The organism is Rothia sp. 88186D007BW (assembly GCF_053544215.1).
Genome location: NZ_JBPPTR010000001.1, coordinates 231,474 through 257,833 on the forward strand (window position 1 = coordinate 231,474; position 26,360 = coordinate 257,833).

22 protein-coding genes and 1 tRNA gene are annotated in these 26,360 nt (G+C 57.9%); 11 read left to right on the forward strand and 12 right to left on the reverse strand.

Annotation, left to right across the window (positions count from 1 at the left end; all coding sequences use genetic code 11):
- Position 1: 1 nt before the first annotated feature.
- Together ACEE09_RS01135 and ACEE09_RS01140 are read left to right on the forward strand one after the other, a co-directional pair.
- Positions 2-78 (forward strand) — tRNA-Pro (locus tag ACEE09_RS01135).
- Positions 79-221: 143 nt separating this feature from the next.
- Positions 222-782 (forward strand): NADPH-dependent FMN reductase, encoded by a 561-nt coding sequence (locus ACEE09_RS01140; RefSeq protein WP_449081294.1) that lies wholly within the window; start codon positions 222-224, stop codon positions 780-782.
- Between the two features lie 107 nt (positions 783-889).
- Here ACEE09_RS01140 and ACEE09_RS01145 read toward each other — a convergent pair whose 3' ends face one another.
- The 5 genes from ACEE09_RS01145 to ACEE09_RS01165 all read right to left on the reverse strand — a co-directional run bounded on the left by ACEE09_RS01145 (position 890) and on the right by ACEE09_RS01165 (position 7,339).
- Complete coding sequence (locus tag ACEE09_RS01145) at positions 890-3,043, reverse strand: MMPL family transporter (RefSeq protein ID WP_449081296.1); 2,154 nt, start codon at positions 3,041-3,043, stop codon at positions 890-892.
- A gap of 9 nt (positions 3,044-3,052) precedes the next feature.
- Positions 3,053-4,066 carry a hypothetical protein gene (locus tag ACEE09_RS01150; protein ID WP_449081298.1) on the reverse strand — a complete coding sequence of 338 codons (1,014 nt, stop codon included), beginning with the start codon at positions 4,064-4,066 and terminating at the stop codon, positions 3,053-3,055.
- Between the two features lie 204 nt (positions 4,067-4,270).
- The gene (locus tag ACEE09_RS01155) at positions 4,271-4,912 is read right to left on the reverse strand and encodes a LutC/YkgG family protein (RefSeq protein ID WP_449081299.1); all 642 of its coding nucleotides are present in this window, start codon (positions 4,910-4,912) and stop codon (positions 4,271-4,273) included.
- Entirely contained in the window at positions 4,912-6,537 is a 1,626-nt protein-coding gene (locus tag ACEE09_RS01160; protein WP_449081300.1) for a LutB/LldF family L-lactate oxidation iron-sulfur protein, read from the reverse strand. Before ACEE09_RS01160 ends, ACEE09_RS01155 begins: the two co-directional genes overlap by 1 nt.
- Before the next feature lie 4 nt (positions 6,538-6,541).
- Positions 6,542-7,339: a (Fe-S)-binding protein gene (locus tag ACEE09_RS01165; RefSeq protein ID WP_449081302.1), complete on the reverse strand. Its 798-nt coding sequence runs from the start codon at positions 7,337-7,339 to the stop codon at positions 6,542-6,544.
- Positions 7,340-7,851: 512 nt separating this feature from the next.
- On the opposite strand from ACEE09_RS01165, the gene ACEE09_RS01170 reads away from it, so the two are divergent.
- Together ACEE09_RS01170 and ACEE09_RS01175 are read left to right on the forward strand one after the other, a co-directional pair.
- Positions 7,852-9,546: an L-lactate permease gene (locus ACEE09_RS01170; protein ID WP_449081304.1), complete on the forward strand. Its 1,695-nt coding sequence runs from the start codon at positions 7,852-7,854 to the stop codon at positions 9,544-9,546.
- Positions 9,547-9,757: 211 nt separating this feature from the next.
- Positions 9,758-10,516, forward strand: a complete 759-nt coding sequence (locus tag ACEE09_RS01175; RefSeq protein WP_449081305.1) for a FadR/GntR family transcriptional regulator — start codon at positions 9,758-9,760, stop codon at positions 10,514-10,516.
- On the opposite strand, the gene ACEE09_RS01180 is transcribed toward ACEE09_RS01175, so the two are convergent.
- From ACEE09_RS01180 to ACEE09_RS01190, 3 genes are all read right to left on the reverse strand, one after another.
- Positions 10,513-11,439 (reverse strand): phosphoribosylaminoimidazolesuccinocarboxamide synthase, encoded by a 927-nt coding sequence (locus ACEE09_RS01180; protein WP_449081307.1) that lies wholly within the window; start codon positions 11,437-11,439, stop codon positions 10,513-10,515. The genes ACEE09_RS01175 and ACEE09_RS01180 overlap by 4 nt on opposite strands.
- 88 nt (positions 11,440-11,527) lie before the next feature.
- A complete protein-coding gene (purD, locus tag ACEE09_RS01185; RefSeq protein ID WP_449081309.1) occupies positions 11,528-12,808 on the reverse strand; it encodes a phosphoribosylamine--glycine ligase in 1,281 nt (426 codons plus the stop codon).
- A gap of 312 nt (positions 12,809-13,120) precedes the next feature.
- Positions 13,121-14,086 (reverse strand): DUF559 domain-containing protein, encoded by a 966-nt coding sequence (locus ACEE09_RS01190; RefSeq protein ID WP_449081311.1) that lies wholly within the window; start codon positions 14,084-14,086, stop codon positions 13,121-13,123.
- Between the two features lie 192 nt (positions 14,087-14,278).
- Between ACEE09_RS01190 and ACEE09_RS01195 the strand changes: the two genes are divergently transcribed.
- From ACEE09_RS01195 to purM, 5 genes are all read left to right on the forward strand, one after another.
- Positions 14,279-15,277: an asparaginase gene (locus ACEE09_RS01195; protein ID WP_449081312.1), complete on the forward strand. Its 999-nt coding sequence runs from the start codon at positions 14,279-14,281 to the stop codon at positions 15,275-15,277.
- Positions 15,277-15,672 carry a sterol carrier family protein gene (locus tag ACEE09_RS01200; protein ID WP_449081314.1) on the forward strand — a complete coding sequence of 132 codons (396 nt, stop codon included), beginning with the start codon at positions 15,277-15,279 and terminating at the stop codon, positions 15,670-15,672. Before ACEE09_RS01195 ends, ACEE09_RS01200 begins: the two co-directional genes overlap by 1 nt.
- Before the next feature lie 68 nt (positions 15,673-15,740).
- On the forward strand, positions 15,741-16,112 hold the full coding sequence (locus ACEE09_RS01205) for a hypothetical protein (protein WP_449081316.1): 372 nt from the start codon (positions 15,741-15,743) through the stop codon (positions 16,110-16,112).
- A 151-nt stretch (positions 16,113-16,263) separates the two neighbouring features.
- On the forward strand, positions 16,264-17,991 hold the full coding sequence (gene purF, locus ACEE09_RS01210; RefSeq protein WP_449081318.1) for an amidophosphoribosyltransferase: 1,728 nt from the start codon (positions 16,264-16,266) through the stop codon (positions 17,989-17,991).
- Positions 17,992-19,134, forward strand: coding sequence for a phosphoribosylformylglycinamidine cyclo-ligase (gene purM, locus ACEE09_RS01215; RefSeq protein ID WP_449081319.1), 1,143 nt, complete (start codon positions 17,992-17,994; stop codon positions 19,132-19,134).
- Between the two features lie 246 nt (positions 19,135-19,380).
- On the opposite strand, the gene ACEE09_RS01220 is transcribed toward purM, so the two are convergent.
- The 3 genes from ACEE09_RS01220 to clpB form a co-directional block, all read right to left on the reverse strand.
- Positions 19,381-19,587, reverse strand: coding sequence for a DUF3073 domain-containing protein (locus ACEE09_RS01220; RefSeq protein ID WP_449081321.1), 207 nt, complete (start codon positions 19,585-19,587; stop codon positions 19,381-19,383).
- 146 nt (positions 19,588-19,733) lie between these two features.
- Positions 19,734-20,669 (reverse strand): Sir2 family NAD-dependent protein deacetylase, encoded by a 936-nt coding sequence (locus ACEE09_RS01225; RefSeq protein ID WP_449081346.1) that lies wholly within the window; start codon positions 20,667-20,669, stop codon positions 19,734-19,736.
- A gap of 169 nt (positions 20,670-20,838) precedes the next feature.
- Positions 20,839-23,427 (reverse strand): ATP-dependent chaperone ClpB, encoded by a 2,589-nt coding sequence (clpB, locus tag ACEE09_RS01230; RefSeq protein WP_449081322.1) that lies wholly within the window; start codon positions 23,425-23,427, stop codon positions 20,839-20,841.
- A gap of 170 nt (positions 23,428-23,597) precedes the next feature.
- On the opposite strand from clpB, the gene ACEE09_RS01235 reads away from it, so the two are divergent.
- The gene (locus ACEE09_RS01235) at positions 23,598-24,248 is read left to right on the forward strand and encodes an HAD family hydrolase (protein ID WP_449081324.1); all 651 of its coding nucleotides are present in this window, start codon (positions 23,598-23,600) and stop codon (positions 24,246-24,248) included.
- A 79-nt stretch (positions 24,249-24,327) separates the two neighbouring features.
- On the opposite strand, the gene ACEE09_RS01240 is transcribed toward ACEE09_RS01235, so the two are convergent.
- The gene (locus ACEE09_RS01240; protein WP_449081326.1) at positions 24,328-24,831 is read right to left on the reverse strand and encodes a Dps family protein; all 504 of its coding nucleotides are present in this window, start codon (positions 24,829-24,831) and stop codon (positions 24,328-24,330) included.
- A gap of 293 nt (positions 24,832-25,124) precedes the next feature.
- On the opposite strand from ACEE09_RS01240, the gene ACEE09_RS01245 reads away from it, so the two are divergent.
- On the forward strand, positions 25,125-26,243 hold the full coding sequence (locus ACEE09_RS01245; RefSeq protein ID WP_449081328.1) for a VIT1/CCC1 transporter family protein: 1,119 nt from the start codon (positions 25,125-25,127) through the stop codon (positions 26,241-26,243).
- Positions 26,244-26,360: the final 117 nt, after the last annotated feature.

Below are 26,360 nucleotides of genomic sequence, written 5' to 3' on the forward strand. Positions count from 1 at the left end.
TCGGGATGTGGCGCAGCTTGGTAGCGCGCGTCGTTCGGGACGACGAGGCCGCAGGTTCAAATCCTGTCATCCCGACCAAGCGAAACCGTCTCTGGCTGATGCCGGGGGCGGTTTTTTCTTGCTCTTTTTATTGCAGGTTGTCACACCGCGTCACAAATGCTTGTTGTGTAAAGTTTTTTGAGTATAGTCTGAAGAAAAATGCAGACAGGGAAGGGCACATCATGCCACAAAAAGTTCTCATCATCTCAGGCTCGGACCGGCAAGGCTCATTCAACACCCAGTTAGCTCAACACCTCGCTAACGCCCTCAAACATGAAGGCCAGCCAGCAGAAGTCTACGATTACTCAGCCGTCCCCCTACTGAGCCAAAATTCAGAGTTCCCCACACCTGCACCCGTCACACAGCTTCGAGCCGACATCGCTCATGCAGCCGGCCTGATTGTGGTTTCCCCTGAATACAACGGCTCCTACCCAGCCCGTCTAAAAAATCTTATCGACTGGGCCTCACGGCCAGAGAGCCTAGGAGATAAAAACACCCCCACCGTTCTACAGTGCAAAAAGGTCGGTATCGCCTCGGCGGCTAACTCTTCTTACGGCAAATATGTGCTTGAGAGTCTGCGCGACCTGATTCCCTACGTACGCGCTCACCTCATAGAAGACCAAGGCCTGGGCATCCGCATCCCAGCAGAGGCCTGGGGCACCGGCAATCTGGAACTAGATCAAGAACAGCAGAAGAACTTTGATAAGTTCGTTACCAGCTACCTCACATTCCTGGCCGCCTAAGCCAGCTCAACTCAAGAAATTGGGGCCTCCCTGTAGAACAGGGAGGCCCCTTCTCTATAGGCATGGCAGGTGGCTTCACCCGGCGAGATAGGCTCTGTGCTAAGGCCTTAGCGGGAGAGCCGCGAGGGCCACCAGATTTTCTTGCCCAGGTCTTCAACAAGTGCCGGTATGAGCAAGGCCCGTACCACGGTGGCATCGAGAAGCACACCGAATGCGACTATGAAGGCTAGCTGGACTAGGAAAATCAGCGGGATAACGCCCAGGGCTGCGAAGGTGGCCGCCAGAACGATACCGGCTGAGGTGATCACACCGCCAGTTGCTACCAGGGCGGTTCGCAGGCCGCTCTTGGTTCCCTGATGCAGGGCTTCTTCTCTCACGCGGGTCATCAGGAAGATGGTGTAGTCAATACCCAGAGCGACTAGGAAGACAAACCCGTAGAGGGGCACGGTGGGGTCAGCACCGGGAAAATTGAAAACGTGGTTGAAGACCAGGGCTGAAACACCGAGAGCGGTGAGATAAGACAGCACCGTGGCAGCCACCAGGATCAGCGGTGCCAGAATTGAGCGCAGTAGAACCATCAGAATCAGGGTGATAACGACCAGCACTACCGGGATAATTAGGGCCCGGTCGCGCTGGGCGCTGTCAATGGTATCGAGGTCAGAGGCGGTGGTTCCGCCCACCAGGGATCCGGGAGCTGCATTGGACAGGCTCTCACGCATCTGGCGCACGGTTTCTTCTGCTTCCGGTGAGTCAGCAGGGTCAGCCAGGGTTACCTGGAGCATGATGCGCCCCTCAACTTCGGTGGGGCTGATACCGGCAAAAACGGGCGGGGCGGACTGAGCGGACGCACCCACCGGCACGCTACCGGCAGGTGAGTCTTGAGCAACAGCGGTAATGGAGCTTACCCCGTCTAGAGCATCGAGGGCTGCCACGGCATCGTCCTGCTCGCTTGCGGGAATAATGACGTTAGCCGGTGAACCGGAACCGCCGGGGAAGTGTTCCGCGAGCACGTTCTGGCCGTCTCTAGCCTGGGATTCCCCTAGCACCAGGTCGGACTGGCGCACACCGTTAGCCTGGAAGGTGGCCGAGAAGCCCGCGAAGATAGCCAGCACCAGGGCGGTGACCAGCCAGACCGTGCGAGGCCTAGACGAGACGAAAGCTGCAATTTTAGCCCAGAAGCCGGCGGAGGCGTCTTTGACTTCAGATGAGTAGCGGGGGCGGGCGGGCCAGAAGGCAGCCCTGCCCAGCAGGGCAAGGACGGCGGGCAGGAAGGTGAGCGAGGCCAGCATCGACAGCACGATACCGGTAGCAGCCACGGGCCCCAGAGCCTTGTTAGACGACAGCTCAGAGAGCAGCAGGCAGAGCAGGCCGGCAATTACCGTGCCACCGGAGGCCAGGATCGGTTCGAGGGAACCCCGCCAGGCAGCTCGGGTTGCTTCCCAGCGGGAGGTGTACTGGGTCAGCGCCTCACGGTAGCGGGCTACATAGAGCAGGGAGTAGTCGGTGGCAGCGCCCACCACTAGAATCAGCAGAATACCCTGCACTTGGCCGTTGATCATGACCCAGCCTGCATTGGCCATGTGCCAGATGACGAAGATAGCGCCAGAGAGAGCAACCATGGAGCTCATCAGCACGATGATGGGCAGCAGGGGTGAGCGGTAGACCACCAGCAGAATCACAAAGACCACAATGAGGGCCACCGCTAGCAGGATGCCATCGATACCGCCAAAGGCTTCAACCAGGTCAGCAGAGAAACCAGCCGGACCTGTCACGTAGCCGGTAAGTCCCTTGGGGGCCTGGGCTATCTCTGCCCGGATACCGTCAACGACCTCTCGGGTTTCAAGATCAGTGGAGATAGGGAGAATGAGTTCTGCCGCCCGGCCGTCCTCAGAGTAAATCACGGGGGAGCTTTCACCGGTGAAGGTTCCGGACGCCGCCAGCTGGTCGGTCAGGCCCTCCAGGTAGGTCTGGTGGGAGTCGGTGAAGGAGCCGTCTGCTTCAAAGACGAGAATGGCGGGCACCGCGTCGGTACCCAGGAAGTCGCCCTGCTGCTCTACCACCTGGGTAGATTCGGCAGAGGCGGGCAAAAAGTCAGTCTGGGAATTGGTCGAGACCTCAGAGATTTTGCCGAAGTAGGGCCCGCCGATACCTGCCACGGCAAGCCAGGCCAGGGTCAGCAGGACAGCCAGGGTAATCTGCCCCCAGGAGCATGAAGAGGAACCAGTTCTAACAGGGCCGGTTTCTGACGAAAAATGATGCATGCTGAGAGTCTAGCTTCTTCCAGAGACCCAAGCTAAAGGAGTCTCTAGCGGGCCCCGGCCCAGGACGGTGTACCCCAGCAGGCGTTGCCATACCCAGGCAAAGAGCAGGGCACCGAGAATGAGGCCGACCATCATGGCCCAGGAGTCATCGGCGGCAGGTAGCCCGTAGGTGGGAGCGTAGTTGGAGTAGAGGGCCAGAACAGCAATCTGAAGCACATAGAGGGAAAGGGTCATACGCCCAGCCCCCAGCAGGGCACCGGCCAGGTGTTCCCGTCCGGCGAGGGTACGCGCCAGCAGGCAACACCACCCAAGGGTAGCTAGGCAGGCTGCCAGGCTAAAGGCAATCTCTAAGCGGCTGGAGGTATAGGGTAAGAATTCTGCCACAGCAAAGCGGGAGTACCAGAAAAGGCCACCGGTAACCAGGCTACCGAGAAGAGCCAGGGCCACATCACCCCAAACACCCCAGCACTCAATTAAGGCGGCGAGCACAGCGCCTATGCAGGCATAGGCCAGCAGGGTAAAGACCTGGTAGTTATAGCCGGTGAACATCCACTCATAGAGGTAGGCGGTATAGCTGCCCTCCATAGCGGCTTGGATAGCCTGGGGCTGGAAAAAGGTTCGGGCGGACGCGGCGAACCACCAGCTACCTACAGCCAGGATAATCAGCACCCACGAAGGCAGGAAGACTAGCGGGGCCATGAGCAGGCTCAACAGCCCCAGGTATTCCAGCACAATATCTACCTGGGCACCCCAAGTTCCAATGTAGAGGCCTAGAGCGATTAGGGCGATAGCTCGCACTACCGATGAGGCAAAGAGAGCGGGGAAGCTCATCCGCTGAGACGAATATAAGGCCCCGGCCCCTAGTAAAAAGGCAAAGAGGGGGGCAGCAAGAAATTCGCTCAGGTTTAATACGCCACCGGGCCCACCGCTAGGAGCCGTCTGGGCGATGAACATGCTGATTAGGGCAGCACACCGGGCCAGGTCAATGCCGATGACACGGCCTGCCTTCTTTAGGTCAGTCACGCAATACTCCTCAACAGATACTGCTTTAGCCTAGCAGTTCCTGAGAAAGCAGCCAGTAATATTTCTACTTTCAGCCGACGAAGGGCCTTCACGGCAGAGGCTTCTTTTAAAGAACTCTTCCCCATGAGCCGGGTCTGTGGTCAACACGGCTCACGGGGAAAAGCCCAAAGGTAGAGGCCCTTCTGCCATGGGAAGGCAGGTAGCCTACTTGAGGATAATGACGTCCAGGGTTCGGGGCCCGTGCACACCTTCAACACGAATCAGCTCAATGTCTGAGGTCGCTGAGGGGCCTGAAATCCAAGTGACGGGCTTATCGAAGTTCAGACGAGCCACCGTCTCAGGAATCAGCTCCACAATGGTATCAACGGGCACCACGCAGATGTGGTGGTCAGGCACCAGGGTGATGGCTCGGCGTCCTTCGGCCTCAGTGCTGTTCAGGGCGATAGTGCCAGTCTCAGCGCATGAGACGGTTGAGGAGGTCACCACAGCGTCAATTGCGTCCAGTTCCCGAACGGAGAGAGCACCGGGCTTCTGGGCGTTACCGGAGTCAACCACGCGGGAGCGGGCAGCAGTATCTTCAGGTAGCCATTCGGTCTTGAGTCCGGTAGGCACCACGTAGCGGGCAGACTTACCTAGCAGCTGCCCCACACGGGCGGCGATGGTCTCTTCGGTTTCGTGGTAGACGTTTGCCTTGTAGTCGATTAGGCGGTCTACCAGCATCTCGATGATTTCTTCGGTGCCCTTGTCGCTTTGGCGGCGGTAGGCGCGGACGGGCTCAGCCGGCTGGGGGTTGTCCCAGAGGGAGGCGCGGATGCGGCCCAGGATTTCTGCTTTTGCATCAGACATTAGTTGGCCTCCTTGGGGGCGATGGGGTTAGCGGCTTCGGCGTTGGCGTGGGCTTCTGCCAGCTTGGCCTGGTTAGCGGCGATGACAGCCTGAAGGTCCACGCGTGCACCACCTACGCGTTTGGGTGCGGGGCCGCGTTCCTTCTTCCACTCATTGCGGAAGGAGGTCTTGGGGGGTGCGGGGATGTCACGGTATTCGGTCCAGCCGCCAACGATACCGGGCAGCTTAGTGATTTTGCCCTTCTTACCGGTAATGAGTTTGGAGGCGGGCAGGCCCTTGGTGGCTAGGCCCATGAGTGCACCTGAGCTGAAGAGCTTCTTGGCCGTGAACATCATGGCGTCCATCTGCACGTGGCGGTCTTTCTTACCGCCAGCGAATTCGCCCTGGGCTTTTTCGTGGTCAACAGCCTTGCCGCGCAGGTGAACCAGCACGTCAGGAATGTTGATTTTGACGGGGCAGGCCTCATAGCAGGCGCCGCAGAGGGAGGAGGCGTAGGGCAGGGTGGAGTTGTACTGGTTCTCGATACCGCCGAGCTGGGGTGAGAGAATCGCACCGATAGGGCCGGGGTAGGTGGAACCGTAGGCGTGGCCACCTGCGCGTTCGTAGACAGGGCAGACGTTCATGCAGGCTGAACAGCGGATGCAGTGCAGGGCCTGGCGGCCTACCTGGTCTGCTAGGGCTGCGGTACGGCCGTTGTCCATGAGGATAACATGCAGGTTCTGGGGGCCATCGCCGGGGGTTACACCGGTCCACATGGAGGTGTAGGGGTTCATGCGCTCACCGGTGGATGAGCGGGGCAGCAACTGGGTGAAGACCTCAAGGTCCTGCAGGGTCGGCAGGAGTTTTTCGATGCCCATGAAGGTAATGAGGGTATCGGGCAGGGTCAGGCACATGCGGCCGTTACCCTCAGATTCTACGATGGTCATGGTGCCAGTTTCGGCGATACCGAAGTTCACGCCGGAGACAGCGACCTTGTTGGTCAGGAACTTTTCACGCAGACGGTAGCGGGAGGCGTCCGCCAGTTCTGAGGGGTCGTTGCTGAGGTTGGGGTCTACGCCCTCAATCTTCTTGAGGAAGATGTCGCGAATTTCGGTGCGGTTGCGGTGAATTGCGGGCACCAGAATGTGGGAGGGGCGGTCGTTATCGCCTAGCTGCACGATCTCTTCGGCCAGGTCGGTTTCGATGGCGTAGATGCCGTGCTCTTCTAGGAACTCGTTGAGGCCGGTCTCGGCGGTGGCCATTGACTTGATTTTGTTGACCTCGGTGACGCCTTCAGCCTGAATGAGTTTGAGGGCGATTTCGTTGGCTTCGTTAGCGTCGCGGGCCCAGTGGACATGGCCGCCGCGGGCGGTGAAGTTCTTTTCGAATTCCTGGAGGTAGGTGTCGAGGTTGGCCATGACTTTTTGTTTAATCATGGAACCTGCGGTGCGCAGATCCTGCCAGTCAGAGAGTTCTGAGATGACAGCAGCGCGCTTATCGCGGATCTTGTGGGTGGCAAAGCCCAGGTTGGCGCGTAGCTGCTCGTTCTGGAGTTCCTTCTCTGCGTATTCGGGGAAGGGCTCGAATTCAAAGATGTTACCGACGCCGTGGCGGACCTTGGGCATACCGAGTGCGGTGGTGGACATGGCTTTACTTACCTCCTGCGGTAACAGCTACGGGACCGGTGACGGTGAGCGGGTTTTCCTTGGTGGATGCAAGAATCTCTGCAAAGTGGAGGGTTTGCACGGGTGATTTCTTGCGGGAGAGCGCCCCGCCGATGTTCATTAGGCAGGATGAGTCGCCACCGGTGCAGACGGAGGCTCCGGTTGCTTCAATGTTCTCGACCTTGTCGTTGACCATGGCCCCGGAGGTGTCTGCGTTCTTGAAGGAGAAGGTGCCACCGAAGCCACAGCACTGGTCAAGCCCGTCGATGCGGGTGTATTCCAGGCCTTCAACGGTGCGGATCAGATCTTCTTGGCGGGTGCCCAAGCCGAGGAGGCGCATACCGTGACAGGAGGAGTGGTAGGTGACCTTCTGGGGGAAGTAGGAGCCTAGCTGTTCTGCGGCGTTAGTGATGCCGCAGACGTCGATGAGGAACTGGGAGAGTTCGAAGGAGCGGGCGGCTAGTGAGGTTGCAGCGCGGGCGGTGGCCTCGTCGCCTGCACGCTCTGCAATCATGGGCTGCTGGTGGCCCAGGGAGGCTACACAGGAGCCTGAGGGGGCAACGATAGCGTCGAAGTCCCATTCTTCAAAGGCCTGTACGTGGGTTTTGACGATGGGGTAGGCGTCGTCGAAGTAGCCCGAGTTGACGTGCATCTGGGAGCAGCAGGTCTGACCCTGCGGGAAGACGACCTCGTGGCCAAGACGCTCCAGAATATCAACGGTAGCCTTAGCTACCTTGGGGTACATTGCGTCGACGATGCACGTGGAAAACAGTGCGACACGCATGTTGGTTCTCTCTTCTTGTAGGTGGCATGGGGAACCTGTCTCTCCTCTACTGCTCAGGGTGCGCGGACGCCAGTGGCCGGGCGGGTGAGTAGGGGGCGGGAGGGACCTGTTAGATTCTTTTCCTCTTCATTCATTTAACACGATGAGGCCTGTATTACGTTACTTTGAATAGGTCATATTTTCCTGTGCAAATAATATAGCGGTCTGACCACACCGAAAAATCGGGGAGCATTCAGCCCTAGAGACCAGCGTCCGCCCGGGTGTGGAGCAACATAAGCACCCATACACCCACACAAAAACACACGCCCCCCTGCTTAAACCCACTTAATCGCAGGGGCGAAAAAATACTGCAACTATTTATCAGCCCAGCTTGGCGTAAGTGAGCTGCATCATGTAACGTAGACCTCGAAATTCAATGGTCTGACCATAGAAGGTGAGACCCCTATTTTTTTGTGCCAAGCGTCCCACAGATGTGGCGCCCGGCCACACCACACATCCCTAAGGAGAATACGGTGGAAAATACTTACACCGCTGTAACCGACGCTGTAGGAGGGAGCCTAGGGCTCAGCGCCCTCGTCTCATCCCTACCGCTGTTGGCATTCTTTATTATGCTGCTCGGCTTCAAGGCCCGCGCCCACGTCGCCGGCCTTGTCTCCCTGGTCGTAGCCCTACTCGTCGCAGTCTTCGGCTTCGGCATGCCCTGGGATTTGGCAGGCATGTCCGCCTTCCGCGGCGGCATCTACGGCCTCTTCCCCATCGTCTGGGTAATCCTCATGGCCATCTGGTTCTACCAGGTCACCGTCCTCTCAGGCCGCTTTGAAGACCTGCGCCGCACCTTCGACCTCATCGGCGGCGGCGACCTACGCATCCAAGCCATCCTTATCGCTTTCTGCTTCGGCGGTCTGCTCGAAGCCCTCGCAGGCTTCGGTGCCCCCGTAGCAATTACTGCAACCATGATCCTGGCACTAGGCGTCAAGCCCCTCAAGGCAGCAACCACCGTCCTCATCGCCAACACCGCCCCGGTAGCCTTCGGCGCAGTAGCAATCCCCATCACCACCGCAGGTGAAGTCGGCGGCAAAGACTCCGCAGCCATCGCAGCAATCGTCGGCCACCAGGCACCCTTCATCGCCTTCTTCGTCCCCTTCATCCTGCTCTGGATTCTTGATGGCATAAAGGGCCTCAAGGACGCCTGGATGCACGCAGCGGTCATCGGCCTCTCCTTCTCCGTCGCTCAGTGGTGGGCCGCTACTTACTTCGTCTACCAGCTCACCGACGTCATCGCCTGCATCGTCTCCATCGCTGCAGCAGTCGTCTTCCTCCGCTTCGTCAAGCCCCGCGGTGTGGCAGGCGTGCGCGAGCGCTACGGCATCACCGCACCGGCCGAAGCAGAACACCTGCCCGGCCGCCGCATCTGGATGGCTCTTATGCCCTACCTGGTTGTCGTCATCATCTTCGGTATCGCCAACCTCTACACCCCGCTGGTTAACTGGCTCAAGACCACCGTGGTCGAGTTCCACATGCCCCTGCTGGAGGACCGCCTGCTCCAGGCTAACGGCACCCCGGTAGACTCCGTCTACAAGTGGGCTTGGTTAGCTAACCCCGGCACCTACCTGCTCATCTCAGGTCTGCTCGTTGCCATCCTCTACGCCATCTTCAACGAAAACGGCAAGTACAAGCTGGCCATGGGCGATGCCCTGGCAGAAATTGGTCGAGTAGCCTACAAGATGCGCTGGTCAGCTGCCACCATCGCCCTGGTTCTGGCCCTGGCCTTCGTCATGAACTACTCCGGCCAGACCGTTGCCATCGGCGAATATGTAGCCTCCCTGGGTGTCGCCTACGCCTTCCTGGCCCCCGTCCTGGGCTGGGTAGGTACCGCCGTCACCGGCTCTGACACCTCAGCCAACGCCCTCTTCTCCAAGCTCCAGGTCACCGCCGCTGAGCACCTGCAAGCTAACGGTATGACCGGTGCCCACCCCGAGCTCATGCTGGCAGCCAACACCTCCGGTGGTGTGGTCGGTAAGATGATTTCACCTCAGTCCCTTGCTATTGCCGCTACCTCGGTCAATATGGAAGGTAAAGAATCAGAGATCTTCAAGTCAGTACTGAGCTGGTCCTTCATCTTGCTGATTGCAGTCTGTGTACTGGTTCTTCTGCAGGCTACCGTCTTCTCAGGCCTGATGATTGAACCCTATGTAGGCGGCCACTAAACACCAGCAGATTCAGCTATGACTCACTGGTAAACATACGGGCGGTGCAGCTCCCAACGTAACCTTACGTCGGAGCTGCACCGCCCCTTCTTATACCACCAACACACCAGGGGCACACCTCAGCCCACACTCCCCCAGCCCACACTCCCCCGTCAGATAAGCCTCTAGCTACCGCCTCAAGACCTACCCCACCGCCCCGGAAAGACTGAGCATGAAAGAAAAAGCGCCCACCTATACCGCCCTGCTCGAATCCATCGAATACCGGCTACGCCACGGCCAGCTCCGCCTAGGCGACCGGCTTCCAGGCGAACGGTCACTGGCAGAGGAATACAAGATCTCGCGGGCCTCAGTACGCGAAGCCCTGCGCATCCTCTCCGCAGTAGGTCTTATCCACTCAGGGGTAGGCTCAGGCCCTAAAGCTGGTGCCGTAGTTGTTTCAGAACCCTCTGACGCCCTAGGCTGGGCTCTGCGCATGCACATTGCCACCCGCACCCTGCCCGTTGCAGATATTGTCAGCACCCGCGTCCTACTGGAAGGTGAAGCTGCCGCCCGGGCAGCCGATGTTGCCCACCACCCCAGCCACGCCGCGTCCTTAACAAGGGCACGGCGCTACCTTGAAGAAATGGACCACACCGGCATGAGCGACGAGCGTTTCCACTTCTGTGACACCCGCTTCCACTACGAAATTTCATCGCTCGGCGGCAATATCGTCATGGACACCGTCATCGACTCTCTCCACCTAGCCACCGTGGGCTACGTACAAGAGGCCGTACCCTACCTGGAAGACTGGCAGGCAACCAAGCGAGAACTTCAAGACCAGCACCGGGCAATCTATGCAGCTGTCATAGCAGGAGACGCAGAACGTGCCCAGCGAACAGTCGCTGAGCACGTCCGTTGGTTCTACGCACTCTCAGAAATTGGGGCAGCCCACTATGAGTACCACCAAAAAGTGCGCACCGGTCAGGCTTAAGCCTGGAACTTCTGCCCGGTCAAACGCTCGTAGGCCTCCACGTAGCGGGCACGGGTCTTCTCAACCACATCGGCCGGAAGCTCAGGAACAGGGCCGGTACCGTCCCAGCCTGACTCCTCACTCTTGAGCCAGTCGCGCACATACTGCTTATCAAAGGACGCCTGGGCGCGGCCAGGCTCGTAGTCCTCCGCATCCCAGAAACGGGAGGAATCGGGGGTCAGAACCTCATCGCCCAGGGTGATTTCACCGCGGTAAGAATCGGTGCCGAACTCAATCTTGGTATCAGCCAGAATGATGCCGCGCTCACGGGCAATCTTCTCAGCAGTTTCGTAGACGTAGAGGGTCAGCTCCTGCAAACGGTCAGCGATAGCTTCACCCACCTCAGCGTCAAGCTCTTCACGGGTAATGGGCTCATCATGTTCACCCACCTCAGCCTTGCCGGTGGGAGTGAAAAGGGCAGGCTCCAGGCGGGAACCATCAACCAAACCGACAGGTAGCTCAAATTCGTTGACCTTACCGGTCTTGCGGTAGGCTTCTAGGCCTGATCCGGTCAGGTAACCGCGAACGATGCACTCAACGGGGAACATGTTGAGGGACTTACAGATCATGGCACGGCCAGCTACGACCTCAGGAACGTCGGTAGAAAGCACATGGTTAGGCACGCCTTTGAGCTGCTCAAACCACCAGAGGGACATCTGGGTCAGGATCTTACCCTTATCGGGGATTTCGGTGGGTAGCACCTGGTCAAAGGCGCTGATACGGTCGGAGGCAACTACCATGACGGACCCGGCACGCAGTTCGGCGTCGTCCTTGACGTTCAGGCCGGTTACGTCCTGGGTGTCTTCATCGGGGATGTAGAGGTCGCGCACCTTGCCGGAATATACGTGCTTCCAACCGGGAATATCTACGGGAGTATGGCTCATGGTTTTCTCCTGGGAGTGTGCAGGTGGGGTTGTGGGGCAATGATAGAAGTGACTGCCCTCCGCAAAGGCGGCGGGCAGTCACAGAAAATTATTTCTGGGCAGGAATCTGGATACGATTCTCAGCAGCAGCAAGGGCAATATCTGAGCGGTACTGAGCACCTTCCCAGCTAATATCGCGCACGCCAGCGTAAGCAGCTTCGCGGGCCTCAATAAGGTTCTGGCCCAGAGCAACAACAGCAAGCACACGGCCACCGGCGGTGACGATGTGCTCACCATCGACGGTGGTACCGGCGTGATCTACATGCACGTTCTCACGCTGGTTAGCAGCGTCAAGACCGGTAATAGCGTCACCCTTACGAGGGGTCTCAGGGTAGTTCTCTGCGGCCATGACCACGTCAACAGCGGTGCGGGGGTCCCAGTCTAAAGTGAGGTCAGCAGGCAATTCGCCCTTGGCAGCAGCCATTAGCACGCCACTGAGGGGGGTGCGCAGGCGGGCCAGCACGGCCTGGGTTTCAGGGTCGCCAAAACGGGCGTTGAATTCAATGACGCGAATACCGCGTGAGGTGGCAGCCAAACCACAGTAAAGCACGCCCACAAAAGGAGTGCCACGGCGGGCCATCTCATCAACGGTGGGCTGGGCTACGCGCTCAATGACTTCTTCAACGAAACCTTCAGGCAGCCAAGGAAGGGGGGTGTAAGCACCCATACCGCCGGTGTTGGGGCCTTCATCGTTATCGAAAATACGCTTGAAGTCCTGGGCAGGTGAAAGGGGCAGGCAGGTTCTGCCATCAGAAATCACAAAGAGGGAAACTTCGGGGCCATCCAGGTACTCTTCGATGACCACAGTGCCGCCAGCGGTAAAACATGATTCAGCGTGAGCCAGGGCAGCATCGAAATCTTCGGTGACAACGACGCCCTTACCGGCAGCCAAGCCGTCATCCTTCACCACATAGGGGGCACCAAAGGTATTCAGGGCCTCTTCTGCCTCTGCACGGTTGGTAGCTACCTTGGCCATTGCGGTAGGCACATCGGCGCTAGCCATGACCTCCTTAGCGAAAGCCTTAGAACCTTCAAGCAGGGCAGCAGCCTTCGAGGGGCCAAAGACGGGGAAGCCCGCTTCACGCAGGGTATCTGAGACACCGGCGACCAGGGGAGCTTCAGGGCCGATGACGACCAAATCAGCAACTAGCTCCTGTGCCAGGGCAAGAGCTGCTTGGGGGTTATTTGCATCGATAGCATGCACGGGGACATCTTGTGCGATGCCCGCGTTACCGGGTGCTGAGTGCACCTCAGTTACTGCTGAATCTTTGAGGAGTGCTCGGATAATTGCGTGTTCACGACCGCCAGGGCCCAATACCAAAACCTTCATTCTTTTAGGCTACCGGCAAGGTCACGATTTGATGAAGTTTTTAAGCGCAGTTTGGGAGCTTTTTGCAGGAGATTTTTTGAGGACGCCAACCGCCCCCTCTCTTTCCCGGGGCCACTAGCTGCCCAGCGGCGTCCGCGCCCGTCCGTACTGAGCCGTCCGTACTGAGCCTTCCGTACTGAGCCTTCCGTACTGAGCCTTCCGTACTGAGCCCACTCGCCTGCCACAGAACATTCACCGCCCTCTCCGCATTTATTCTGGTTTACCCGCAACTAGTTGCGGTACTTTCAGAATAAGTGCGGAAAGAACCGATGGTCATTTCTCTATCCTTCTTACTCCCCCGCGCATCAAACAGTGAATAACGGCCTGCGGCCTATTCATGAGGTCATCCCAGGTAGCCCGAACGACCGTCCACCCCATAAGCTCAAGCGACCGTTGCCGCAGGGTATCCCTACGTAGCTGCTCCTCCGCCGGACGATAGGCACCGTAGTACTTATGTAAACCATCAACCTCTAGCAAGAGTTTCAATGACTCCCAGGCAAAATCTGAACGATACACTCTACCGTCGTGAGTCCTTATTTCTAGTTGCTGACAAGGGCGCTCAAGATTAGACTGCACAATTCTGAACATTGCCAACGATTCAAGAGGGGACTCAGTCAAAGCACTCATCGACTCAGCAATAAGAGGAAAGCTACTCGTTCCATAGCCACTGACGCTTATGAGCTGGGCACGCACATCGTGATAACTCACCTGTGCACGGTGCAGAAAATAGTCTGTGATCGCCAAGGCCTGAACCACAGGCAACGTTCGAGCGCAGTCAAGGACGGTCGTTAGCGGGTCTGTAACTGAAAAACCGGCCACCTCATAAGCTACCTCACACACCTCTGGCCGGGAGCTATGATACCTAACCTGGCTATGGTGCCGATGGTTAGAACGGGGAAGGGACAATTCAACCCTGGTGGGCAATCTAAAGAGAGGGGCGCCCCATACAAGCGCAGCAGATGCGTGACTGAGCACTGCCTGCCGGTGAGATGTTGCCAGCGCTAAGGTCACAGCGATACACCTCTCTTCAGGCATGAACTGCCGACTTTCTGTAGCTGAGATGTAGACGCCCCGCGTAAGTCTAATGAGCTCACCTCTTCGGTGCATAGCGCCAATGAGGTTTTTGCTCAGCCCTTCAAGATTAAGCTGTTGAGATGTTTTGACCTTGGCGGCGAGGCCTTCAATTCTGTCATGCATGGGACAACTCTTGCAGAGCATCCGTAGGCGCTCAAGCACCATTTTTAAATCTGTGGATAGCTTCGGTTATGCCTTGCCAGAGCATGCTTCGGCCCTGTGGAGAAAGTTGCAACAAAAGGTCATAGTTGAAGCCCGCATTTATTCTGGTTTACCCGCAACTAGTTGCGGTGTTTTCAGAATAAGTGCGGGCTTTGCTCAATTCAGTGGTCAGAGCTACCCAGTAGACTGGAGGGCATGCAGACTTTTACCGCGCAGCAGGCAGCAGAGCTGGCCCTCGTCACCCGTGGCGATTTCATTGAATCTCGGCATGTGGGATCGCTGGTGGTGCTAGCACCGGATGGTTCTGTGGCCCTGAGTTTAGGTGCCCCTGAGGCTCTTATCTATGCCCGCTCCGCGCTCAAGCCCTTGCAGGCTATTGCCTCGATGAATGCGGGGGCTGAGTTGCAGGGGGCCCAGATTGCTTTGGCTGCGGGGTCTCATACCGGTTCTTTTGAGCATATGAAGGTTGCCCAGTCGGTGCTGGCTGAGGCTGGGCTGACGGCTGAGGCCCTGCTCTGCCCGCCAGCTTGGCCCGCAGACGAGCCCAGCTACCAAGCCCTGATCACAGCTGGGCACGGTAAGCAGCGCCTGGCCTTTAACTGTTCTGGCAAGCATGCAGCTTTCTTGTGGGCTTGTGTGAAGTCGGGCTGGTCGACAGATAATTACACTGACCCAGAGCACCCTTTACAGGAGCTGGTCTTGCAGACCGTTGAGCAGTTCACCGGTGAGACGCCCCAGCATGTGACAGTGGACGGGTGCGGTGCCCCTGCTGTTGCGACTTCTCTGGTGGGGTTGGCTCGGGCTTATTCTGTTTTGGGGTTAGCGGTTGAGAATATCAAGGCTGATGCTCGTGCCGCCACTGTGGCAACAGCTATGGTTGACTATCCCGAATATGTTCATGCCAGTGGCCGCTCAGATACTGTGCTAGCTGAGACTCTTGACGCTGTAGTCAAGCGGGGGGCTGAGGGTGTGCTGGCTATCGGTTTGCGTTCTGGGGCTTCGGTGGCGGTGAAGATGTTAGATGGTTCTAACCGGGCTGCTTGGCTTGTTGCTGTGCGGGCTTTGCAGGCGGCTGGCTTCGTGGAGGGTGAGGTTGCTGACAGGGCTGTTACTGGGACGACTTTCCCCATCACCGGCGGGGGCCAGCCGGTGGGTTCTATCAAGCCTGGGGCTGCTTTTGAGGGGCTCCTCTAATGGCAATTCGCCGCAAGATCACCGAGGCGGACGGCATGGCCGCCATCGCCCAGGTTCGGCAGGTTTTTGAGACAACAGAAAATCAGGACGCCTGCGCGGCGGCTTTTGCTGCCCTGACGCGGGGTGTGCGGGCGGCGGCCGTCCGCTTTTTGCTGGAAGAGCTGGCCACTTTGGCTCCGGGGAATTCTGTGGAGGTGCGGGTTCCGCCTTTTGGGGTGACTCAGTGTATTGCGGGGCCGCGCCACACCCGCGGTACTCCTCCAAATGTTATTGAAACTGATGCGCTGACTTGGTGCGCTATCACCTTGGGTTATTCCAGTTGGCAGGAGTCTGGCCCCGCTATTTCGGCCTCAGGGTTGCGGGCAGATGTGAGTAGCTATCTGCCGTTGCTTTAGTCTATTACTGGTATCTGGATCTTTATTCTGTGCCCGGTGTGTGCAGGGGCTTGATAAGGTTGGTCTTTATGAGCATTTTGTCGCGATTTCGCCGCCCTATTGGGCCTGCTGCCCCACTCACTGAGCAAGAGAAACAGGCTGCGCCCGGCCAGCACTTTGTGCCGGCGTCCGCGCCTGAGCGTGCTCATCTGACGGTGCGCCGTGCCCCCTCTCTGCCAGCTTTCGCTATCACTGGCCTGCTGATCGGCCTTATTGTAGCTTTTGTGGTGACGATTCTCGGCCCTGAGAACCCCAGCTACACTTTCGGCGCGGTCTACGGTGTGATGGCGGTAATTTTTGGTGCCCTGTGCGCTGGTGCCGCTACTGTGGTGGCGCTTCTGCTCGATAAGCGCTCAACTAGGCGCACCACCACCTACCAGGCTGTCAGTAGCCAGGAATAAAATACCAGGCCACGAACTGGGTGGTGGGCTCTACTTATCAGTAGCGCATCGGGCAGGTACACTTAATTACTGTTCACTTGCTCAGGTGCGCCATTCTGCGCTGTAGAGCGAGATAGCCACCCTCACATACAACAAGAGACGGAAAACCACCTTGGCTCGTCCTGACGGAAAACTATCCTTCGACCTTGACCCTGTTGACCACGGACCTAAAGACGAATGCGGCGTCTTTGGTGTTTGGGCCCCGGGCGAAGATATCGCTAAGCTCACCTACTACGGCCTCTACGCCCTGCAACACCGTGGCCAGGAGTCGGCCGGTATCGCTACCAGCGACGGCAAGCACCTGAACGTATATAAAGATACTGGTCTGGTCTCCCAGGTTTTTACGGAGGCTATCCTCAAAACATTGACCGGTCATATGGCTGTAGGTCACTGCCGCTATTCCACCACCGGCGGTAACATCTGGCAGAATGCGCAGCCTACACTGGGCGATACCCCTCATGGCACCTTGGCTCTAGCCCACAACGGCAACCTGGTTAACTCTGCTGATCTCTATGACCGTCTGCTGGCTAAGAACGGGGGCAAGCGCCCTGAACGCGGCGAACTAGCCCAGGGCAATACCACTGATACCGCCTTGGTGACGGCCCTGCTCAAGGACCACGATTTTGACAGCCTTGAAGAGGCGATGCTCGATTTGCTCCCCACTCTTTCCGGTGCTTTCTGCCTGGTCTTCATGGACGAGAACACCCTCTATGCCGCACGTGACCCCCAGGGTGTGCGCCCGCTGGTCTTAGGCCGCTTGGAGCGCGGTTGGGTTATCGCCTCAGAAACTGCTGCTCTTGATATTGTGGGCGCATCTTTCGTCCGCGAAGTGGAGCCTGGCGAGTTCGTCACTATTGATCAGGACGGTCTGCGGTCCCAGCGCTTCGCCGAGGCTAAGCCGGCAGGGTGCGTCTTTGAGTACGTCTACTTAGCCCGCCCTGATACCACTATCACCGGTCGTAGCGTCTACGATTCCCGTGTGGAGATGGGCCGCCAGCTCGCGCGCGAGCACAAAGTTGACGCTGATTTGGTGATACCTACCCCTGAGTCGGGCACCCCGGCTGCTATCGGCTACGCAGAAGAATCGGGCATTCCTTTCGGTAATGGCCTGGTCAAGAACGCCTATGTGGGCCGTACCTTTATCCAGCCCTCACAGACTATCCGCCAGCTGGGTATCCGTTTGAAGCTCAACCCTCTGCGTTCTGTGGTGGAGGGCAAGCGCCTGGTGGTTATTGATGATTCCATCGTGCGCGGTAACACCCAGCGCGCCCTGGTGCGTATGCTCCGCGAGGCCGGGGCCAAAGAAGTGCACGTGCGGATTTCTTCCCCGCCGGTTAAGTGGCCTTGCTTCTACGGCATTGACTTTGCTTCCCGCTCTGAGCTGATTGCTAACGGGCTGACTATTGAAGAGATTGGTAAGTCTTTGGGCGCTGACTCTCTGGGCTTCATCTCTGAAGATGGCATGATTGCCGCAACCGAACAGTCCCGCGAGCGCCTGTGTACGGCTTGTTTTACTGGTGAGTACCCTATTGAGCTACCGAGCGAAGATCGCCGGGGTAAGTCTATTCTTGATGATGCTCAGGGTGGGCCGCTTTCTGGTACTGCCGCTGAGGTGACGGTGGAGCGTCCTGTTGCGCAGAAGCCTTCTACTGCTCAGGCGGTGTCGATTGATACTCGCCCTGGCACTAAGTCCCTTGAGCAGAAGTTTGGTGATGTCGCAGAGGTGTCCCCTCGTGCCGGCTCGTGTGAGCCTGGCCCTGATTCAGAGCTTGAAGATTTAGTTCTTCCCCAAGATACGATTCCTGCCGATTCGACCGGCACTGACCGAGAGGCCCGCTAAATGAGCGAGAACCAGAATGCAGTTACCTACGCTTCGGCTGGCGTAGATGTTGAGGCGGGCGACCGCGCTGTTGAGTTGATGAAGGACGCCGTTAAGGCAACTCACGGGGCCGGTGTGGTTGGCGGTGTGGGTGGCTTTGCTGGCCTCTTTGACCTGTCTGTGCTTAAGGACTACCGCAAGCCTTACTTGGCGACTTCTACCGATGGTGTGGGCACTAAAGTGGCTATCGCCCAGAAGCTGGATATTCACCACACCATTGGCCATGACCTGGTGGGTATGGTGGTGGATGACATCGTTGTTACCGGTGCCCGCCCGCTCTTTATGACTGACTACATTGCTACCGGCAAGGTAGTACCTGAGCGCATTGCTGATATTGTGCGCGGTGTAGCTGAGGGTTGTTCTTTGGCTGGTACCGCCCTGGTTGGTGGTGAGACTGCTGAGCACCCTGGCCTGCTGGCTGAGGATGAGTACGATGTGGCTGGTGCTGCTACCGGTATTGTTGAGGCTGATGAGCTGTTGGGCCCTGACCGTGTGCGTGAGGGCGATGTGCTGATTGCTATGGCTTCAAGCGGTATTCACTCTAACGGCTATTCTCTGGTGCGTAAGGTGCTTTCGGTTGCTGGCTGGGAGTATGAGCGTGAGGTGGCTGAGCTGGGCCGTACCTTGGGTGAGGAGCTTCTTGAGCCTACCCGCATTTACACCGCTGATTGTCTGGACCTCATTGAGGCTTTCCCGGTCAACGGTGAGGACGGGCAGACCGGTTCTGGTGTGCGCGGCTTCTCGCATGTGACCGGTGGCGGTCTGGCTGCTAACCTGGCCCGTGTGCTGCCTGTAGGTACTGTGGGCGTGGTGGAGCGTTCTACCTGGGAGATTCCCGCTATCTTCAAGCTGATTGGTGAGCTGGGCTCTGTGCCCCAGGCTGACCTGGAACGAACCCTAAACCTGGGTGTGGGCATGATTGCTGTTGTTGACCCGTCTGTTGCTGATGCGGCTGTTGAGCGTCTGAATAAGCGTGGTTTGCCTTCTTGGGTACTGGGTACTGTGCAGAAGGACGACGGTGCCTACCAGGGTAACTCTGATTATGTGCAGGGTGCTAAGGGCGTGGACGGCGGCGCGGCAGTGCTGCTGGGGTCCTATAAGTAACGTAGTAGTTCAGTAGAAGGATTGCTCAGCGTTTCTGTTTTATTTTAATAAATTATAAGTGGCGGTTTCCGTACGGAAGCCGCCACTTGTTATGCTCTGGATTTCTTCGATAAAGACGCGATCTCCTTCTCTATCTCTTCACGTATTGTTGGCAGCTCCTACCCACATCGAAAAGCCCGCCACCGGTGGTTACCGGTGGCGGGCTGTGTTGATGGTAGGGGAAGAACCCGCGTGGTGGTACGCGGGTTACTTCTCCTGATAATCGTCGGCGTACTTGTCTGCGTACTCTGCGTAGTCGTCTTCGTCATCGTACTGATAACCAGACGTCTTGGGCTTTGAGCTGGTGCTCTTGCTCAGTTCGCGTTCGAGTGCAGTGTAGTCGGTGTCGGGGCTGAAGTACTTCATCTCCCGAGCCTGCCGAGTTGCTTTAGCCTTCTGACGGCCGCGCCCCATGGCGAGACCCCCTCTTTATCGCTCATATCTGGACACCCGCGTATACGCAAGGGTGTGCCAGAAAAACTTTCAGTCTTTTCTGTATTTAAGGGTACATGTTTTTGAGCGTCTTTGCTTGCCTGTTCGCCACATGAGATGTAAGAAACTCAGTTTGAGTCTTTGAGTTTACGCGTAAGAGTGTAGAGGGCGTCTGTGACGTCGGACCGCCAGAGGTAGGTGGCGCGGGCGTCCGCGCGGCCTGGGCCTTGGTTGATGACGGCGATGGGCTTACCTGCTCGGGCGAAGTCCAGGGCTATTTTGTAGGAGCTCATGACGGCAAGTGACGAACCGAGTACCAGTAGAGATGAGGCTTTCTCCCCTAGTTCTTTGACGGCCTGTTTACGAGTATGAGGGACGGGCTCGCCGAAGTAGACGACGGCGGGTTTGAGTTTGGTGGACCCGCAGGTAAGGCATCCGACCATCTGAAAGTCGCTGATGAAGCGGGTATCAATTTCTGCGTCCCCATCGGGGTTGACCTGCAAGGTGCTGCTGGTGAGGCGCTGCAGGTAGCCGGGGTTAGCGGCGTCGATTCGGGAGTCGAGGGAGGTGCGCCCTTCGTTGGCTCCGCAGTCAAGGCATTGGATGCGGGAGAGGTCCCCGTGTAGGGTGATAACTTTTTGGGAGCCTGCTGCGGTGTGGAGCCCATCAACATTTTGGGTGATCAGGCCGGTGAGTTTTCCTTGGTTTTCAAGCTCTGCTAGTAGGTAGTGGGCAGTGTTGGGACGGGCCCGGTTCATGTGCCGCCAGCCGACGAAGGAGCGGGCCCAGTAGCGTTGCCTGGCTACCTCATCGAAACGGAATTCTTGGTAGGTCATGGGCCTGTGGTTGCGCAGGGAGCCGGCTGGGCCACGGTAGTCGGGTATGCCTGATCCGGTGGATATGCCGGCCCCGGTCAGTACCAGCACCTGCCCCTTGTCGATGAGGTGGCTGATGCCGTCCGCCGCTAGCTGGGGGTCGGTGGGCTGGGTTGTTTCGGTGACGACTCTGTCGATGGAGCGGAGGGCTGCGGCGTGGGTGGCTGCAATGTCTTTTTGGGCGGTAATGGACGCGGACGCCCCGGCAAAGCGCGTATCGAGCTTCCCGGGCACGGGGTGGGGCTGTGTTTGGTTCACTCTCCTAGTCTAAAAGAGAAAGACCCTATAGTTTTTCTCTTTACCCCGAGACAATCTGGAGGGTCAAGAGAAAAACTATAGGGTCAGTTCTGCTAGGTGGTTACTCGGCGGTGACGACCAGGCCGTCGACGGCAACATCAGGGTTGACGTCTACGCGCACGGTGTCGCCGTCTTTGATGGCACCGGCCAGGATTCCCTTGGCTAGGCGGTCACCAATTTCGCGTTGAACCAGGCGGCGTAGCGGGCGGGCACCGTAGGCCGGGTCGTAGCCTGCCAGGCCCAGCCACTCGGTGGCGGCGTCCGTCACGTCTAGGGTCAGGCGGCGGTCTTCCAGGCGGCGGGCCATGGAGTCGATCTGTAGGGCCACGATGGAGGCCAGGTCCTCGGCTGAGAGGGGCTCGAACATGATGACCTCATCCAGGCGGTTGAGGAATTCGGGCTTGAAGCTGGCGTTGACGGTGTTCATCACAGCGGTCTTGCGGGCTTCTTCATCGAGGTTCTGGTCAATCAGGAATTGGGATCCCAGGTTGGAGGTCAGAATCAGAATGACGTTGCGGAAGTCCACGGTGCGACCTTGACCGTCGGTGAGGCGACCGTCATCGAGTACCTGCAGGAGGATGTCGAAGACCTCAGGGTGGGCTTTTTCTACCTCGTCGAGCAGAACCACAGAGTAGGGGCGGCGGCGGACAGCTTCGGTGAGCTGGCCGCCTTCCTCGTAGCCGACGTAGCCGGGAGGGGCACCGACCAGGCGGGCCACGGCGTGCTTTTCGGAGTACTCGCTCATGTCAATACGCACCAGGGCGCGCTCGTCATCGAACTGGAACTCTGCCAGGGCTTTAGCTAGCTCGGTTTTACCCACACCGGTGGGGCCTAGGAAGAGGAAGGAGCCGATGGGGCGGTCGGGGTCGGAGATACCGGCACGGGAGCGGCGCACAGCATCAGCAACGGCGGTGACAGCCTGACGCTGGCCGATGAGGCGCTTGCCCAGTTCGTCTTCCATGTGCAGGAGTTTTTCTGATTCACCTTGGAGCATACGCCCGGCGGGGATGCCGGTCCAGGATGAGATGACCTCTGCGATGTCATCGGCGGTGACTTCTTCAGAGACCATGGACTCTTCGGTGGCGGTGCTCTCAGCTTGCTGGGCTGCTGCTAGTTCTGCTTCTAGGGCGGGAATTTCGCCGTAGAGCATACGGGAGGCTTCGGCCAGGTTGCCTTCACGCTGGGCTACTTCGGCTTTGGAGCGTAGCTCATCGATCTGGGTTTTGAGGTCACCGACCCGGTTGAGCCCGGCTTTTTCGGCTTCCCAGCGGGCGTTGAGGGCGTCCAGTTCTTCCTTCTTGTCGGCCATATCTGCCCGGAGGGCTTCTAGGCGTTCGATGGAGGCGGGGTCGGTCTCGTTGGCCAGGGCCAGTTCTTCCATGGTGAGGCGGTCAACGGCACGGCGCAGGGCATCGATTTCTTCGGGTGCTGAGTCGATTTCCATGCGCAGGCGGCTGGCTGCTTCGTCGATGAGGTCGATGGCCTTATCGGGGAGCTGGCGGGAGGGGATGTAGCGGTTAGAGAGGTTGGCTGCGGCGACCAGGGCGGAGTCTGCGATGGCGACCTTGTGGTGGGCTTCGTAGCGTTCTTTGAGACCGCGCAGAATACCGATGGTGTCTTCGACGCTGGGTTCACCCACGTAGACCTGTTGGAAGCGGCGTTCTAGGGCGGCGTCCTTTTCGATGTTTTCGCGGTATTCATCTAGGGTGGTTGCACCGATCAGGCGTAGTTCGCCGCGGGCTAGCATGGGTTTGAGCATGTTGCCGGCGTCCATTGACCCTTCGGAGGCTCCTGCACCAACGACGGTGTGAATTTCGTCGATGAAGGTGACGATTTGCCCTTCGGACTTCTTGATGTCTTCGAGGACGGCTTTGAGGCGTTCTTCGAATTCGCCGCGGTATTTGGCACCGGCGACCATGGCACCAAGGTCTAGGGAGATGAGGGTTTTGCCGCGGAGGGATTCGGGGACGTCCCCTGAGACCATGCGCTGGGCTAGGCCTTCGACGACGGCGGTTTTACCGACGCCGGGTTCACCGATGAGTACGGGGTTGTTTTTGGTGCGGCGGGAGAGCACCTGGATGACGCGGCGGATTTCGCTATCGCGCCCGATGACGGGGTCTAGTTTGCCTTCGCGGGCGACGGCGGTTAGGTCGGTGCCGTATTGTTCTAGGGCACCGAAGGTGCCTTCGGGGTCGGGGGTGTTCACGGTGCGGTCTCCTCTCACCATCGGAATGGTTTCTTCAATGGTTTTTTCGGTGGCTCCGGCCTGGTGCAGGGCGCGGGCGGTGGCGTCGTCACCGGCTGCAAGTGCTAGGAGCAGAATTTCGGTTGAGATGTAGGTGTCGCCCAGTTGGGTTGCTTTGGTTTGGGCTGTTTGGATGGCGGTTAGGACGGCGCGGCTGGGCTGGGCTTGGGCGGTTGAAGTGCCTTCTACCTTGGGGAGCTTTGAGATTTCGGTGGACGCCGCCAGTGAGATGGCGTCCACGTCTAGGCCTGCGGTTTTAAGGACGGCTACTGCCACTCCCCCGCGTTGGTCCATGAGGGCTTTGAGGAGGTGGGGTGTGTCGAGGGTGGGGTTGCCTGCTGTTTGGGCGTTCATGGTGGCTGCCGAGAGCGCTTCTTGGCTCTTGGTGGTGAATTGTGCCTTCATTCTTCTCTTTCTGTGCGTAGGTTATTCGTTCAAAGTTGAGTGTGATTCACTCAAGCCTTAACTTGAGTCTACTACACTCAACCTACATGTACTAGAGATTCAGACAAGCTTTAATGTGAAAGTCACCCACAGGCCCTAGCCACTACAGACGGGCAGGTAGGCTGATACCTATGAGCAGACTTGAAGCTATTTTCTTTGACCACGACGGAACCCTAGTAGATACCGAGCCCCTATGGGCTGAGGCTAAAACCGCACTGACCGCCGAATTTGGGGCCAGTTGGACCGAACACGATACGCTCATGACCCTGGGCAAACCTGCTGCACTGACTTTTTCTCGCATGCAGGAGCTTGGTGCAGATGCTTCTGCTGATGAACTCTATGACCGGCTAAAAGCTAAGATGTCAGTTCTTCTTAAGGACGCCCGCCTTGAGCTTATACCGGGCATTGAGGCGCTCCTGGCTCAGGTAGCTGAGGCGGGCGTCCCCGCCGGAATTGTTACCAATGCTACGACCGAGGTTGCAACTCATACTGCCAAGCTAGCACCGCAGGGTCTTTTTAAGACTTTTGTGACCGATGAGCAGGTCACTCATGCTAAACCTGACCCCGAGCCTTATCTACTGGCAGCCCGCAATTTGGGGGTTGACCCGGCCTACTGTGTTGCGGTGGAAGATTCTATTTCTGGTACGCAAAGCGCCATGTCAGCGGGCATGAAGGTGGTCGTAGTGCCCGGCATTATCCAGGTGCCCGAGCACCTGGGCCACGCCCGTTACGACCATACAGAACTTACTCTCGACAAAATCCGGGCACTCATCGAGAGGTAGACGATAGAGCTACTGCATGGCAAAGGCGGGCCTATCACGTAATAGGCCCGCCTTTAGCGCAGCTTGGGTGCATTTATGCTTATTTGAGGTTTCCCGTGCCATCTTCCAGGTGCCCGCGCAGGAACCATTGGAAGAGTTCCAGTTCAGCGGTCTGACCAATAAGCAAATCTTCTGTGATGGGATCGCTATCGCCCACCTTGGCAATGGCGGCGCGGTGGTCTTCAACCACCACGTTGTAGACCTCGTTCAGGGCACGAATATGAGTTAGAGCATCTGCGCGGTCAACATCGTATTCAGCCCAGGTGCGCTTTTCGACCAAATCGCCCGAGAGACCGTTAGGAGTTACCCCCATGGTGGCCATGCGCTCGGCAATGGCATCAACGAATCCGCGCACCAGGTTGACTTGGGGGTCCAGCATCTCGTGAACAGCGATGAAATTGGGGCCTACGACATTCCAGTGAGCATGCTTGAGTACCAGGTGCAGGTCGTTCAGAGCATGCAGGCGAAGCTGCAGAATATCGGCTACATGATGGCCTGACTCTTCGGTGAGGCCGGGGACGGTAAATGATGCGTACTTGCTCATAGCAGGTTTTCCTATCCTTAGATTGCCGGGCTAGGCAGGCGAGCCCGGGGGAGACTGTCTATATCTAACACTATGCATCTAGCCACACCTTTTCAAGGCTTATCCTGAATAAATCATAATAATCCGTATCTGGCTAAAGAACGTAATAAGTGTTCCCCTGTGCAGAAGCATAATTACCGTTCCTGCACATTCATTCCTGCACCTCATTGCTCAGCCTAGAAGCCAATTAATCTTGTTTGCACCACAATTAACCGCCCTTTACAATATTTAAAGCAGAGAAAAGGTGAAACGCCATGTCAGAAGCCGCCCCCCGCACTCCCTCCCAGCAGCCAAGTAGCGCACAGGTTCGCCGCTGGCGCCGCTATCTTGCCGAAGAAATCTCCGAAGCACGCATCTACGCAGCTCTAGCGGATCGAGCTGAGGGCAAAGAAGCAGAAATTCTGAGAGAAGTTGCTCAGGCTGAGCTCCGCCACCAGGAGCACTGGCGCACACTGCTAGGTGAGTATGCCCACCCTGAGCCTCGTCCGTCTGTCTCTGCTCGTTTCCTCGAACTTCTTGCCAAAAATTTTGGGTCTGTTTTCGTCCTTGCCCTGGCTCAGCGATCTGAGGGGCGTTCCTCCTATGCAGAAGATTCAGACGCCACTGAAGCCATGGCTGCTGATGAGGCAATCCACGAAGAGATTGTGCGTGCACTCTCCGCCTCAGGGCGCGAGAAACTCTCTGGTAATTTCCGTGCAGCAGTTTTTGGTGCCAATGACGGTTTGGTCTCGAACGCGGCCCTTATTATGGGCGTGGGCGCCACCGGTGTGAGCAGCTCTATGGTGCTCCTTTCGGGTGTGGCGGGCCTACTTGCTGGTGCTCTTTCTATGGCGGCCGGTGAGTTTGTTTCTGTGCGCTCCCAGCGTGAACTTCTGGATGCCTCCCAGCCGACCCAGGTCACTCTTGATGTGGCTCATCAGCTCGATATTAACCAGAATGAGCTTGAGCTGATTTATAAGGCCCGTGGCATGAGTGAAGAGGACGCCCGCCACCGCGCCATGGAACGCTTTGGCTACTTCTCATGTGACTGTGACCCCTCTCTGTCTTTCCGTGAGATAGGTGAGGGGGAAGAAGTTGAGGGCTCCCATGACGCACTGGGGAGCGATGTGGGGGCTGCGGCCTCAAGTTTTTGTTTCTTTGCCTCTGGTGCCCTTATCCCGATTCTTCCTTACATCTTTGGTATGTCTGGTGGGGCGGCCATGCTCATTTCTATGCTGCTGGTAGGTTTTGCCCTCATGGTCACTGGCGGGGTGGTGGGCCTGCTTTCTGGTGCTTCACCCTTCAAGCGGGGCCTGCGTCAGCTAGCTATCGGCTACGGGGCTGCCCTGGCAACCTATCTACTGGGTCTGCTGTTCAATACGGCGGTAATGTAAGGTTCTAGAGGCTTATTCAAAAGTAGACACGCACCCCACACCCACCAACTAGACAACGGCCCCACCCGCGGCAAAAATATGAGCGTTAAATCTCTACAAATAACCTCAAGCCATACC

Bases quoted from the DNA above. Each gene is read 5' to 3' on its own strand.
- ACEE09_RS01195 (WP_449081312.1), top strand. From the start codon at position 14,279: ATGCAGACTTTTACCGCGCAGCAGGCAGCAGAGCTGGCCCTCGTCACC.
- ACEE09_RS01155 (WP_449081299.1), bottom strand. From the start codon at position 4,912: ATGTCTGATGCAAAAGCAGAAATCCTGGGCCGCATCCGCGCCTCCCTC.
- ACEE09_RS01175 (WP_449081305.1), top strand. From the start codon at position 9,758: ATGAAAGAAAAAGCGCCCACCTATACCGCCCTGCTCGAATCCATCGAA.
- ACEE09_RS01165 (WP_449081302.1), bottom strand. From the start codon at position 7,339: ATGCGTGTCGCACTGTTTTCCACGTGCATCGTCGACGCAATGTACCCC.
- ACEE09_RS01180 (WP_449081307.1), bottom strand. From the start codon at position 11,439: ATGAGCCATACTCCCGTAGATATTCCCGGTTGGAAGCACGTATATTCC.
- ACEE09_RS01240 (WP_449081326.1), bottom strand. From the start codon at position 24,831: ATGAGCAAGTACGCATCATTTACCGTCCCCGGCCTCACCGAAGAGTCA.
- ACEE09_RS01205 (WP_449081316.1), top strand. From the start codon at position 15,741: ATGAGCATTTTGTCGCGATTTCGCCGCCCTATTGGGCCTGCTGCCCCA.
- purM (WP_449081319.1), top strand. From the start codon at position 17,992: ATGAGCGAGAACCAGAATGCAGTTACCTACGCTTCGGCTGGCGTAGAT.
- ACEE09_RS01160 (WP_449081300.1), bottom strand. From the start codon at position 6,537: ATGTCCACCACCGCACTCGGTATGCCCAAGGTCCGCCACGGCGTCGGT.
- purD (WP_449081309.1), bottom strand. From the start codon at position 12,808: ATGAAGGTTTTGGTATTGGGCCCTGGCGGTCGTGAACACGCAATTATC.
- clpB (WP_449081322.1), bottom strand. From the start codon at position 23,427: ATGAAGGCACAATTCACCACCAAGAGCCAAGAAGCGCTCTCGGCAGCC.
- ACEE09_RS01140 (WP_449081294.1), top strand. From the start codon at position 222: ATGCCACAAAAAGTTCTCATCATCTCAGGCTCGGACCGGCAAGGCTCA.
- ACEE09_RS01190 (WP_449081311.1), bottom strand. From the start codon at position 14,086: ATGGTGCTTGAGCGCCTACGGATGCTCTGCAAGAGTTGTCCCATGCAT.
- ACEE09_RS01200 (WP_449081314.1), top strand. From the start codon at position 15,277: ATGGCAATTCGCCGCAAGATCACCGAGGCGGACGGCATGGCCGCCATC.
- ACEE09_RS01245 (WP_449081328.1), top strand. From the start codon at position 25,125: ATGTCAGAAGCCGCCCCCCGCACTCCCTCCCAGCAGCCAAGTAGCGCA.
- ACEE09_RS01220 (WP_449081321.1), bottom strand. From the start codon at position 19,587: ATGGGGCGCGGCCGTCAGAAGGCTAAAGCAACTCGGCAGGCTCGGGAG.
- ACEE09_RS01145 (WP_449081296.1), bottom strand. From the start codon at position 3,043: ATGCATCATTTTTCGTCAGAAACCGGCCCTGTTAGAACTGGTTCCTCT.
- ACEE09_RS01235 (WP_449081324.1), top strand. From the start codon at position 23,598: ATGAGCAGACTTGAAGCTATTTTCTTTGACCACGACGGAACCCTAGTA.